11 protein-coding genes are annotated in these 11913 nt (G+C 57.0%); all 11 read right to left on the bottom strand.

Features of this window, described 5'->3' with window-relative positions:
* Positions 1-51: 51 nt before the first annotated feature.
* Complete coding sequence (locus tag C7H09_RS11375; protein ID WP_106762668.1) at positions 52-612, bottom strand: YfaZ family outer membrane protein; 561 nt, start codon at positions 610-612, stop codon at positions 52-54.
* Positions 613-775: 163 nt separating this feature from the next.
* Positions 776-964 carry a DNA gyrase inhibitor YacG gene (gene yacG / locus C7H09_RS11370; RefSeq protein WP_106762665.1) on the bottom strand — a complete coding sequence of 63 codons (189 nt, stop codon included), beginning with the start codon at positions 962-964 and terminating at the stop codon, positions 776-778.
* Positions 965-995: 31 nt separating this feature from the next.
* Positions 996-3353, bottom strand: coding sequence for a response regulator (locus tag C7H09_RS11365; RefSeq protein WP_106762663.1), 2358 nt, complete (start codon positions 3351-3353; stop codon positions 996-998).
* Between the two features lie 54 nt (positions 3354-3407).
* Positions 3408-4154 carry a tRNA (N6-threonylcarbamoyladenosine(37)-N6)-methyltransferase TrmO gene (tsaA, locus tag C7H09_RS11360; protein ID WP_106762661.1) on the bottom strand — a complete coding sequence of 249 codons (747 nt, stop codon included), beginning with the start codon at positions 4152-4154 and terminating at the stop codon, positions 3408-3410.
* A 67-nt stretch (positions 4155-4221) separates the two neighbouring features.
* Positions 4222-5310: a hypothetical protein gene (locus tag C7H09_RS11355; protein WP_106762659.1), complete on the bottom strand. Its 1089-nt coding sequence runs from the start codon at positions 5308-5310 to the stop codon at positions 4222-4224.
* Between the two features lie 49 nt (positions 5311-5359).
* Positions 5360-6022: a dephospho-CoA kinase gene (coaE, locus tag C7H09_RS11350; RefSeq protein WP_106762656.1), complete on the bottom strand. Its 663-nt coding sequence runs from the start codon at positions 6020-6022 to the stop codon at positions 5360-5362.
* 1 nt (position 6023) lies between these two features.
* Positions 6024-6905 carry a prepilin peptidase gene (locus C7H09_RS11345; RefSeq protein WP_106762654.1) on the bottom strand — a complete coding sequence of 294 codons (882 nt, stop codon included), beginning with the start codon at positions 6903-6905 and terminating at the stop codon, positions 6024-6026.
* A gap of 101 nt (positions 6906-7006) precedes the next feature.
* The gene (locus C7H09_RS11340) at positions 7007-8227 is read right to left on the bottom strand and encodes a type II secretion system F family protein (protein ID WP_106762652.1); all 1221 of its coding nucleotides are present in this window, start codon (positions 8225-8227) and stop codon (positions 7007-7009) included.
* Between the two features lie 2 nt (positions 8228-8229).
* Positions 8230-9945 carry a type IV-A pilus assembly ATPase PilB gene (gene pilB, locus C7H09_RS11335; RefSeq protein ID WP_106762650.1) on the bottom strand — a complete coding sequence of 572 codons (1716 nt, stop codon included), beginning with the start codon at positions 9943-9945 and terminating at the stop codon, positions 8230-8232.
* Between the two features lie 235 nt (positions 9946-10180).
* Positions 10181-10603, bottom strand: a complete 423-nt coding sequence (locus C7H09_RS20415; RefSeq protein ID WP_420844191.1) for a pilin — start codon at positions 10601-10603, stop codon at positions 10181-10183.
* Positions 10604-11212: 609 nt separating this feature from the next.
* Positions 11213-11755 carry a hypothetical protein gene (locus C7H09_RS11325; RefSeq protein ID WP_240616569.1) on the bottom strand — a complete coding sequence of 181 codons (543 nt, stop codon included), beginning with the start codon at positions 11753-11755 and terminating at the stop codon, positions 11213-11215.
* Positions 11756-11913: the final 158 nt, after the last annotated feature.

Here is an 11913-nt window from a genome sequence, read left to right as displayed (position 1 = left end):
CAGCCCGGCGATCTTCCCTAAAGACCGGGTACTGCGGCTATTCAGAGGGCGTTAGAAGAAAATTTTAATACCGGCCATCACGCCTTCGTCCAGATTCACATCCGGGGAGCCGCTCAAATCCAGTTCCGTGTTCACGTACCGGTAACCGGCAAAGATTTCCGCGTTGCGAATCACCCGGTAGCTGCCCCGCAGCTCCAGGCTGGTCATGTCGTCGGAATCGCCGAATGAAAGAATGCTGGGGGCGTAGTGCAGGCTGCCGCCAAATGACAGGCCCGGGACCGAGGGTACGTTCAGGGTAGTAAAACCACCAATGCCGACCGCACCGCCGTCCAGCCGGTCGTCATCCCACCCGGTTGCCCGCAAGCCGATGCCAGCCGTGGCGGGCAGGTTGCCTATGGCCGTTCTGCCCTGGGCATGAAAATCGATATTGGCAATGTGTCGGCTGCCCTCGTGGTAGGTGTAGCCTGCACCAAGCTGTATGTCGTTATTGCTGCCGAAGAAGTTCACCTGGCCTTTTACCGAATCGTTGGTCAGGCTGAAATCCAGATCACTTGCCCAAACCGGTGCTGCCACAAGGGCAAGCGCCAGAGCAGAAATGCGGGTTATCTTCATGAATACACCTTGGTTTACTGTCTGATAGACACAGACTCCGGGCGCGCGGGCCTGGAGTTGCGGTAATGCCGATAAGCGTGGATGGTAAACACCTGATTGCGGGTTCACAACTTAAAAGGCGTTAAGCCCTTGCGGCGCAGGCAAGCCCGTACCGCCAACGCGTTCAGTGGCGTGTGGTCTCGCCGCCCTGGTCCAGGTCGTCTGGCGATGCGGTTTCAGCCGGTACCCGGTATTCCTCGTTGGCCCAGGCGCCCAGGTCGATCAGTTTGCAGCGCTCGCAACAGAACGGGCGCCAGGGGTTAGACTCGCTCCATTCCACGGACTTTTTGCAGTTCGGGCAGTTTACGTTCATGGTTATAATCCGGGCTGGTGATTGAGGGTGGTCAGGGCGTACCTGCCGTTGCTTCGCAGTATTGTTCCAGCACTGCCCGCAGTATTTCAAGGCTCACCGGTTTGGCAATAAACGAATCCATGCCCGCCTTGCGACAACGTTCTTCGTCTTCTTCCATGGCGTTTGCGGTTAGCGCCACCACCGGAGTGGGCGCGCGGCCATGGGTGATTTCCCACTGGCGCAGCTGCCGGGTGGCTTCAAAACCGTCCATTCTGGGCATCAGGCAATCCATAAAAATCACATCAAACGGATGCCACTGCCACAGGGTGCAGGCGGCTTGGCCGTCGTTGGCGGTCATCACCTCGCAGCCCAGCTTTTCCAGCAAACGCCGGGTAAGCGTGCGGTTTACCGGGTTGTCTTCCACCAGCAACACCCGCATTCGCCCGCAGGCCAGCTCCGGCTTGCGGTTGTCGGTGTCGTCCAGGGTTTTCAGCGAAAACCGGGTGAGGAACCGGCGCTCCTGATAGACATCGCTTGAGAACAGTTGGTTCAGAATAGGAATCAGGTAAGACTCCCGCAGCGATTTACTCAAAAAGGCATCAGCGCCGGACTGGCGGAAGTGCTCGGCATCGCCCCGCTGGGGGTTGGACGACAGAATCAACAGGCGCATACCGGCCCACTGCGGGTTACTGCGAATCTGCCGGCACAGCAGATCCACGTCCATATCGGGCACAAACCCGTCCAGAATGGTGGCATCGTAGGCGCTGCCATTGTCGAAGGCCTGGCGCAGGCTACCCAGCGCCTCGGCGGCCGAGCGCACGGCTTCAATATGCACGTCGTAGCGAGACAACATCTCCAGGGTGATCTTGCGGGACAACTCGTAGGAATCCACCACCAGAATCCTGCGCCCGCGCACTTCCCGGGAGTCTGGCCGAATCATGGCCGCGCCTTCGCTGGCCTCTTCCAGAACCAGGTCCAACCAGAAGGTGGAGCCTTCACCGGTACGGCTTTCGATATCCATTGAGCCGCCCATCAGATTCACCAGCTGCTGGCAAATGGTCAGGCCAAGGCCCGCGCCCGGCAACTGGCGCTGAAACTGTTGCCCCAGCTGCATGTAAGGCTCGTACACCAGCGGAATCTCATCCGGGTTGATACCCACACCGGTATCCTCCACGGCCATTCGCAGCCGAACGCCCCCTTTGCGGCGGCCCAGCACCTCAATGCTGATCAGCACATGGCCAGAATCGGTAAACTTGATGGCGTTGGAGACCAGGTTCAGAAGAATCTGGCGAATGCGTACCGGGTCCGCCCGGAGTGCCCAGGGCAGGTTCTCATCAATGCGTACTTCCAGCGCCAGCCCCTTCTCCCGGGCTCTGGAGCCCAGCATGTGAACCAGATCGTTCACCACTTCCCGCAGATTGAACGGAATACGCTCCAGATCCAGTCGGCCTGCTTCTATGCTGGAGATGTCCAACAAATCGTTGATGATGGAAGACAGGCTTTCTGAGGCATTGAGCAGAGTGTGTACATACTCCTTCTGCTCCTGATCCAGCGGGGTATCCGACAGCAGGTTGGCGTAGCCCAGCACCGATTGCAGGGGAATGCGCAATTCATGGCTGACATTGGCCAGAAACTGGTTCTTGGCGCGGTTGGCCCGCACCGCATCGTCGCGCTCGCCCTGGGTTTGTTTGTGGTCGTGCCGGAGCGAGCGGGTGTCTTCCAGAATCTGTAGCCGCATCTTGTTCAGCGCCTGCTCCAGCTCCGACAGCTCATCCGGCACCGCCGGTTTACGGCGGCGCAGCTGCAAGGGCTCCATCAGCGCGTCCAGGTTCAGCCGGGTGGCGTAATCGGCCATGGCCTCCAGGTGCCGGGACAGGGTAAGGCGCACAATCAGCACCAGCCCCAGAGTACCCAGCATCACAATCATCGACTGGAACAGCAGGTTCACCAGTGCCCGGTCCAGCAAATCCTCATAGAGCTGGTCTATGGAGGTTACAATGGTGAGCTGACCCACCAGTTCCGGTTTGGTAAAGGTGGAACGGTTGAACTCCAGCGGGAAGGTCTGGGCGATCACCCGGCCCTCGGGGTAGGTGCCGGTGGAAAACTGCTCGCCGGTGGTGGTGTTCAGATAGGCGTAGGAGATAAAGGGCAGGGTGCGCATGTCGTCCAGGCTGTTGGCCGCCTCGCTGAAGTTCATCACCCACAGGTTGCTGGCCATGCCACCGGCAATCAGCCCGGCGGTGCGCTCCTGGTTGTTGCGCAGGTCGGTTTTCTGCCGTTCCACCTCGCCAATCATCTGCACGCCCGTCGCCACCAGCGACAGTACCAGACTATAGAGCAGCACCCAGCCCAGCAGGCGCAAAGCCAGCGGGCGCAAGCCCAGACGTTTGAACAACCGATTTGCAGGCAAGGCACCTATTCCCTGTGTCAAAGACCAATTCACCGTGCGGCACGGAGGAGTTTATCAGACCGACAGCACTTCCACACGCAACCCCTGGCCAAAGTGGTGAAAGCGAAAGCGCACATTCAGATCGTACAGATTGGCGCCGTAGGTGCGGTCTTCATCCCGGCCCCGGCGGAACGAGGGCCGGGGGTCGTAGGCCAGTACATCTTCAATCAGCGCGCGGATATCCGGGTAGTCGGCGGGCGGCAGCGCCTGCAACTGTGCGTTGGCGTGTTCGCTGAACACCACCGCCAGCCGCTCGGTGGGGGCGGAATCCGCCCAGCCCAGAGACGCCTCCGGCACGGAATCGGAAAACGGCAGATAGGGTTTGATATCCAGAATCGGCGTGCCTTCAATGAGATCGTGATTGCGAATGCGCAATACCAGTTGCCCGCCTTTTCTGGCCAGCCCTTCGTTTTCCACCACCGACAAGCCCAGGCTGTTGGGCCGGAACGGCGAGCGGCTGGCAAACACGCCCATCTTCTGGTTGCCCCCCAGCCGTGGCGGCCGCACCACCGGCCGCCATTCCGCCCGCACCGCCTCGTGAAACTGAAACACCAGCCAAAGATGACTGGCCGACTCCAGCCCCCGGAACGCGTCTTCCCGGTCGAACGGGCTCTGGATAACCAGCTCGCCGTGGGCATGGCGGGTAAGCCCGGGCTGGCGGGGCACGCCGAACTTGTCTTTGAAACAGGAGCGGGTAATGGCAACCGGCGTAAGGGTAAGCGCCTCCGCCGCCGGGCGGCTCTTGTGTTTTGGTCTGGTCATAATGTCTGTGTTGGTTGGTATTGCGTTTGGCACTTGTATAAAAAGTATCGTTGCCTTGCGAACGGCGTTAGCGACGGTCGATGGTGCCGGAGAAATACATTTCTATCCGGAAAATAAACGAAGGCTGATCGCCGAAACTGCGATCCCTTGGGAACTCCAGCGCCGGAATCAGTTCCGCATACAGCCAGTCATCATACATCCGATAGCGCCAGGTCAGGTCGACAAAATAGGCCGTGGTGCGCCACGAGGGCTTGCTCTCGCCCAAAACGCCCAACCGGGGCGTAAGCACCGAGCGATCGTCCAGCCGTTTGCGCAGGCTGTGAATATGGGCCAGTTCAAACCGGCGCTGCCGGTGAATCCATTCCAGTTCTGTAGTGTTCGAATAGTACCAACCATCAACAAACGGCCTGCCCGCCCCAAACCAGGTGCGGCCGCCGTAGCCTTTGGTGTGATAATAGTAGAGCCGCTGTTTCGCCTGTAGATTCCAGTTGTTGCCGGCCTCCCAGCGTTTCTGGGCGGTGGTGCGCCAGAACAGCTCCGGTGGCAGGCGCAAGCGGCCACCGATATCCGTAGACAGGTTAATGGCATCGCCAATGGCGGTTAAAAACCGCAGGGCACCGGTGGTGTTGGTGTCTGTGCGCTCCGGCTCTGTCAGTTGCCGGTCCCGCTCACGCTCCGCCAGGGGCACCAGTTCTTCGCTTTCACTCTCCACCACCAGGCGCAGCTTTTTCTCGGCGGTTGGCACATCCAGCCGAAACCGCATTTCCGGCTCAAACTGGGCCAGATCGCTGTATTCAGACTCGGCCGCAAAGCCCAGCCGCAGGTAACTCTGGTTGGCTGGCAGCGCCGTAGATGAACCCGACACGGTTTGATCGGCCCAGGCACCAAACGACTGAACCGTAGGACCGTGGCGCCGCTCCTGATGAATTACCCAGGTACTGAACTCCATCCACCAGGAATCTTCCGGCTCTGCCCAGAATTCGTCTGGCTGAAAGTTGTAGAAGGTTATCGGCAACTTTTCCGGCGCCAGCACAGACGCCGCCGACATATCCTTGATGCGGAACACCGGCTCTGCACTCTGTGCGGGGCCGGTAAACAGAAGCAGGGCGGCAAACAGTGCCGGAACAAGGCCGCAAAGCCAGGAAGGCCCGGGCAAGCAGCGAGCACCACCCGATAGAAACCCCAGGGGCTTTCGTGTGTTCAGATCACGCCCCCGGGCTGAACTGTGACATGAAATTCTGGTGCAACTGGCTGACAACCACGGCAACGTCATCGAGGGACTGTGTATTATCAATCACCACATCGGCCTTGCTGCACCGCTCCTGCCGCGCCATCTGCGCCGCCAGAATGCGCTCCACTTGCTCCCGGGTATTGTTATCCCGCGCCATGGTACGGACAATCTGGGTCTCCTCCGGAACATCCACCACCACCACGCGCTCCGCTAGCTGATGCTGATCGGTTTCCAGAAGCAGGGGAGAAACCATAATCACATAAGGCAGGGCATAGCCCTCCGGCGCCAGCTGGCGAATCAGCTCCTGCCGGATAACCGGGTGCAATAGCTGCTCCAGCCAGCGCCGCTCAGATTCATCCGCAAACACCCGCTGCCGCAACGCCGCCCGATCCAACCCGCCATCGGCCTGCAACACCCCAGCACCAAAATGCGCCACAATCGCCGCAAGCCCCTCCGTACCCGGCTCCACCACCTCCCGGGCCACATCATCCGCATCCACCCAATGCACCCCCAGCGCCCCAAACAACCGCGCCACCGAAGACTTACCAGACCCAATCCCCCCGGTAAGCCCCACGATCGAAGGCGAGGTTTGAGCCTGGCGTTTGCTGTCAGACCCCAATGGCACCACCTCAGCCATCTCAGATACCCCCACCCAGGTACCCAAACCAAACCGCCTGAATCTCCCCCCCAAACCAAAGCGCCAACAACCCCGCCGCCGCCAGATACGGCCCAAACGGAATCGGCACCTCACGCCCATGCTTACGAAACACCATTAAACCAATCCCAACCACAGCCCCCACCAGCGAAGACAACAAAATAATCGCCGGCAACAATTGCCACCCCAGCCAGGCCCCAAGCGCCGCCAGCAGCTTGAAATCCCCATGCCCCATGCCTTCCTTGCCAGTGGCCAGCTTGAACAGCCAGTACACACTCCAGAGCGACAGGTACCCGGCAACAGCACCCCAGAATGCACTGGAAAAATCCGTCAACACGCCGAAGTAATTCAGCACAAGGCCAAGCCACATCAGCGGCAGGGTAATGTTGTCTGGCAGCAGCTGAGTATCGAAATCGATCATGGTCAGAGCGATCAATGCCCACACCAGCAACAAAGCCCATAAGGCGGCTTCCGTTGGCCCCAGCAGCATAACAGTGACCACTGAAGACGCGGCCGTTAGCGCTTCAATGACCGGATAGCGGGGAGAAATGTTCGTTTTGCAAGAAGAGCATTTGCCCCCGAGCACTAACCAGCTCACCACAGGAATATTCTCCCAGGCCCGAATCCGGTGCCCGCAAGAGGGGCAGGTAGACGCAGGCTTTGAGAGGGTTACCGGTGAGTCCTCGGTGCGGTCCCCTTCCGGTACTTCCAGAAACTCCTCGCACTGGCAGCGCCATTCCTGTTGCATCATCTTCGGCAGGCGCAGGATAACCACATTCAGGAAACTGCCTATGCAGAGGGAAACGAGGGTAACGGAGGTGTAGAGCAGCCAGGGGGTTGAGAGGAAGATTTCTAGTGTGGGCATTGAGTTGCTCGGTTGGTTTTGCGGTGGAGGTTGGGGCGGTTTAGGCCCCTCCGTGGGTGTGGCGGGAGGGGCTTCGAAAACCGTAACGTCGAGGTAGGTGATTAGCCGATTACAGAGCCGATCTGGAAGATTGGCAAATACATTGCGACGATCAACCCTCCTACCAGAACGCCCAGTACAGCCATAATCATGGGTTCCATCAGGGTGGTCAGGTTGTCCACCATATCGTCAACCATGCTTTCGTAATGTATGGCAACCTTCTCCAGCATTTCATCCAGGTTGCCGGATTCCTCGCCAATGGCGGTTAACTGCACAGCCATTACCGGAAATATATCCTGCTGCTTCATGGTGGCCTGCAACTGGGTACCGCTGGACACATCGTTCTTGATGTTCATGATGGCATCCCGGTACACCGCATTGCCGGTAGCCCCGGCGACCGAGTCCAGAGCATCCACCAGGGGCACGCCCGCCGCAAAGGTGGTGGAGAGTACCCGGCCAAACTTGGCCACGGCAGACTTGTCCAGAATCTCCCCGACAACCGGTAGCTTGAGTATGTATTTGTCCACTGCATCCGAGAATTTTCGTGATCGATGCTTGAACTCCTTAAACAGGTAGACGCTACCAATAATCCCCAGTAATACCACAAACCACCAGCTTTGCAGCCACTCGGATATTCTTATGACCAGTTGGGTGAAAACGGGGAGTTCGGCGCCGAATCCTGAGAAAAGGTCCTCAAACTGGGGTACGACCTTTACCAGCAGTATGCCCGTTACGATAATCGCAACTACGATTACCGCAGCCGGGTAGGTCATCGCCTTTTTTACTTTCTTCTTGAGCAGTTCTGTTTTCTCAAGATAGGTGGCAATTCGGGCCAGCATTTCTTCCAAGGCGCCAGCCTTTTCGCCAGAGTCCACCAGGTTGCAGTAGAGTTCATCGAAATGCCGGGGGTGCTTGCGCAGGGCAGTGGCAAAACCAACACCGGAAGCAATGTCATTCCGTATCGTCATGACCAGCTCCTGCAGCCCCTTGTTCTCCAGGCCGTCGGCCACAATATCGAAGCTTTGTACCAATGGTACCCCGGCCTTCATCATGGTGGCCAGCTGGCGTGTGAGCATGGCAATATCAAAGGGGGTGATTTTCTTGCTGCCACCAAACAAGGGCTTGGGTTTTTTCTTTACCTTGTCGGGAATAATGCCCTGCTTGCGTAACTGCGCCTTTACCAGTGCCAGGTTGGCTCCATTCAGCTCGCCTTTGGTCTTGTTGCCCTTACGGTCTTTGCCTTCCCAGACGTAAGACTCCAACTTCTGCGCTTTCTCTGCCATGGTTAATCCTTCGTCACACGGTTGGCTTCTTCCAGGCTGGTTATACCTTGAATGACTTTCAGCAGCGCGGACTGCCTCAGGTTGCGGAAGCCTTCTGCCTGAGCCTGCTTCGCAATTTTTATCGAACTGGCCTCTTCCATAATCATGCTGGCCAGCGCCTCGGTAATCCTGACCACCTCGTACATGCCCACGCGGCCCTTATACCCATTAGTGCATTTATCACAGCCCTTGGGCCGGTACAACGTGAAACCGGTATCAATTTGTTCCTGTGTGAACCCTTCCTTCAAAAGCACGTCATTGGGTATGGTTATTTTTTGTTTGCAACTGCTGCACAAACGCCGGGCCAGCCGCTGGGCAATAATCAGGCTGACCGAAGTGGCAATATTGAAGGCCGGCACCCCCATGTTCATCATCCGGGTCAGGGTTTCGGCGGCACTGTTGGTGTGCAGGGTGGAAAGCACCAGGTGGCCTGTCTGGGCCGCCTTGATGGCAATATTGGCGGTTTCCAGGTCCCGGATCTCCCCCACCATGATCACATCCGGATCTTGCCGCAGGAAGGCCCGCAGGGCTTCTGCAAAGCCAAGGCCCACCCGGTTGTTTACGTTCACCTGGTTGATACCTTCCAGGTTGATCTCGGCCGGGTCTTCCGCGGTGGAGATGTTAATATCCGTGGTGTTCAGAATGTTCAGGCCGGTATAGAGTGACACCGTTTTGCCGGAACCTGTCGGGCCGGTTACCAGAATCATGCCCTGGGGCTGGGCCAGGGCGCCCAGATACATTTGTTTCTGGTCTTCTTCGTAGCCCAGCACATCAATACCCAGTTTTGCCTGGCTGGGGTCCAGAATCCGCAACACAATCTTTTCGCCCCAGAGCGTAGGCAGGGTGTTCACCCGGAAGTCGATGGCTTTGGTTTTCGAAAGCTTCATCTTGATCCGGCCATCCTGGGGTACCCGGCGCTCAGAGATATCCAGCTGCGCCATAATCTTGACCCGGGCGGAAATCTTCGGCGCCAGTTTGATGGAAGGCCGGGAAACTTCCTTCAGAATGCCGTCTGTGCGGTAGCGAACCCTGTAGGTTTTTTCGTAGGGCTCAAAGTGAACATCAGAAGCACCGCCACGAATGGCATCCAGCAGCATCTTGTTGACGTATTTTACAATGGGCGCATCATCAACGTCTGTTGAGCCCGTGGCACCCTCTTCATCCTGGTCACCGCCCTCGGTTTCCACGCCATCAAGGTCTGCATCTTCCAGGTCGCCCATGGTGGTGTCCTGGGATTCCAGGTATTTGTCTATGGCGGCGTGCAGTTTGGCGTCGTCTACCAGAATGGCGTCTGTGCTCAGGCCGGTGTTGAACTTGATCTCATCCAGCGCCTGAATATTGGTGGGGTCTGAAACCGCGATAAACAGCCGGTTGCCGCGCTTGTACAGCGGCAGAGCGTTGTGCTTGCGAATCAGCTTTTCGTCTACCACCTTCTCCGGCATGGTTTCAGTGGCGATGGCATCCAGATTCAGCACCGAAACCCCGAACTCCATGGCGGCCGAGAAAGCCAGTTTGGAGCTGTCTGCCAGCTGATTCTGGGTAAGGTAGGTGATCAGAGGGATGCGATTCTGCGAAGCCTGAATAAAGGCATCTTTGGCGGCTTCTTCGTCCAGAAGGCCGTCATCCACAAAACGGCGCGCCAGGCCTGTGAGGGTTACGTTGCGGTTGCTGGTTGCCATAGGTGCTCTGGGAAGGTTTTGATTTTCCGAAGATCGGCAATGAGATGTTAATTCACTTTACGTGTTTAGTGTAGGCGTGGTTGGCTGTTTTGAAAAGCGCTAATCAGAATTCGGTTGGGCGCAGCGATTTGAGTGTTTTGCTTTAAATCAGAAATCAGTGACATAATAGGTCACTGATTTCTGATTGTTTTTCTGCCCGGTTTGATACTTCAGGTTATCAACGCAGAGCGATACTTTATGGGATGATAGAGCAAGATGCGCTTGCGGCGTTACAAGTAGTGTTTTTTGTTCCGCGAGAGGTAACCGTAAAGGTAATGTCGTCCTCGGCGTTGTAGTTTGCGACCGTCGGCACACCGGAGATTGAAGCACAAGCGCTTGGAGTATAAGCAGGTGCAGCTCTTCCCATTGCGAGTTCTGAAACAGCAGATCCCATGTAGGCTCTGGCTTCGTTGAGACATCCAGTGTTAGCGGCGTCTTGGGTATAGGTGCGATATGCCGGCAGTGCTACGGCTGCCAGTATGCCAATGATGGCGATTACGATCATCAATTCGATCAGAGTAAAACCCTGTTGCGTATTTTTCTTCATTTCATGTTCTCCAGTCAGCATCACAGCATTTTCGAAGGTTAGCCCGCGTTGCAGGTTATTAGGTATATGCATGGTGTGTGCCAGTATTCTAAAAGTGCTGTATTTTGTGGCTCCGCTTGGTTTGAAGGAGGCGCTTGGTGCTTATCGGAGCTGGCCTGTCTGCGATTTTTTGCGCACTATTGGTCATGATGTGACGTTTTGGGGCGCATCGACTGATCATGGAGACTGATCAAGACTGATTATGGACAGGCACTCACAGAATGATCATGGACAAACAGAATGATCATGGACAGGCACTAGCCTGACCAGATCCCCAAAGGCTCGGAGGTTTCGCCCCCGGGCCTTTGCCAAACAGAATGATCATGGACAGGCACTAGCCTGACCTGATCCCCAAAGCGACACCATGATGGACAGGCACTAGTGATTGATCGGCACTAGTGATTGATCATGGACATAACTGATCATGGACAGGCACTAGCCTGACCAGATCCCCAAAGGCCCGGAGGTTTCGCCCCCGGGCCTTTGCCGTTTCCGGCCCTCGGTTTTATTGCGTCTGTTTCGCGGTTATGACAAAGCAGCGGCGACCTTCCACCGTGAATTCTGGAAATCTGCCGATTTCAGGCGAGCGAAATTCTCGGCGGGAACACCGATAAAGGGATTGGAGTAATTGGGGGTGGTTGTCTAAGCCGCTTGTCGTCGCCGTCCAGGATTTCGGTAATCCTGATAGCTATCTTCAAAGGCAGTCGCCCGGTGGCACCATCGTTCCGGGTCCAGATTCAGCCGTTCCAGAATCGGCAGCGCGCTTTCGTCAATACAGCCACGTTTGTCGCTCCGGCTGATGCGCCCGGTGCAATCCACCAGTTCCAGGTAATCTTCAAAGCTGAACAGGATGCCTCGCTGGAAGCCGTTTCGAATGACGCCTTCAAAACCCAGTAGTGGTTTTAACGGTACCGAAAACTCATTCAGTGCCTGCTGTTCTGTTTGCCGGGCAATGGCTCCTGCCAGATCAAAGGTGGGATGAATTCGCTCCTTGATGCTGGTGTGTTCGGAGGTTTCTGGCGTCTCCGCCATGGCGGCCCGGATGGGGTTCAGGTCTACATAGGCCATGCAGGAAAGGAGTGCCTCTTCGGTATCCAGAGCCTGGGATTTAAATCGACTCTCCCACCAATTTGACGGGATCAAATTGGAACAGCCGAAGGCTGGCCCCGCAGGGGTGATGGCCATGGATGGCCATCATAAAAGTGGCCGGTGCACTTATCTTCCTTGTTGGCCTGCCTCGCAATTGGCTCATTCAGGCATTTCATAAACCAGCTCAAGTCCGCCAATCGCTGCCGGAAGGTTTCTGCGTACTCCTCCACTCGACGAAGCTCGGCCGCACACAA

Origin of the sequence: Marinobacter fuscus, from assembly GCF_003007675.1 — a bacterium.
Classification (GTDB): domain Bacteria; phylum Pseudomonadota; class Gammaproteobacteria; order Pseudomonadales; family Oleiphilaceae; genus Marinobacter; species Marinobacter fuscus.
This window is presented reverse-complemented; position numbering and strand designations above follow the sequence as displayed.

Excerpts from the sequence above, each read along its gene's own strand:
- C7H09_RS11375 (WP_106762668.1), bottom strand. The coding sequence starts at position 612 with ATGAAGATAACCCGCATTTCTGCTCTGGCGCTTGCCCTTGTGGCAGCA.
- yacG (WP_106762665.1), bottom strand. The coding sequence starts at position 964 with ATGAACGTAAACTGCCCGAACTGCAAAAAGTCCGTGGAATGGAGCGAG.
- tsaA (WP_106762661.1), bottom strand. The coding sequence starts at position 4,154 with ATGACCAGACCAAAACACAAGAGCCGCCCGGCGGCGGAGGCGCTTACC.
- coaE (WP_106762656.1), bottom strand. The coding sequence starts at position 6,022 with ATGGCTGAGGTGGTGCCATTGGGGTCTGACAGCAAACGCCAGGCTCAA.
- C7H09_RS11345 (WP_106762654.1), bottom strand. The coding sequence starts at position 6,905 with ATGCCCACACTAGAAATCTTCCTCTCAACCCCCTGGCTGCTCTACACC.
- C7H09_RS11340 (WP_106762652.1), bottom strand. The coding sequence starts at position 8,227 with ATGGCAGAGAAAGCGCAGAAGTTGGAGTCTTACGTCTGGGAAGGCAAA.
- pilB (WP_106762650.1), bottom strand. The coding sequence starts at position 9,945 with ATGGCAACCAGCAACCGCAACGTAACCCTCACAGGCCTGGCGCGCCGT.
- C7H09_RS20415 (WP_420844191.1), bottom strand. The coding sequence starts at position 10,603 with ATGCATATACCTAATAACCTGCAACGCGGGCTAACCTTCGAAAATGCT.
- C7H09_RS11325 (WP_240616569.1), bottom strand. The coding sequence starts at position 11,755 with ATGGCCATCACCCCTGCGGGGCCAGCCTTCGGCTGTTCCAATTTGATC.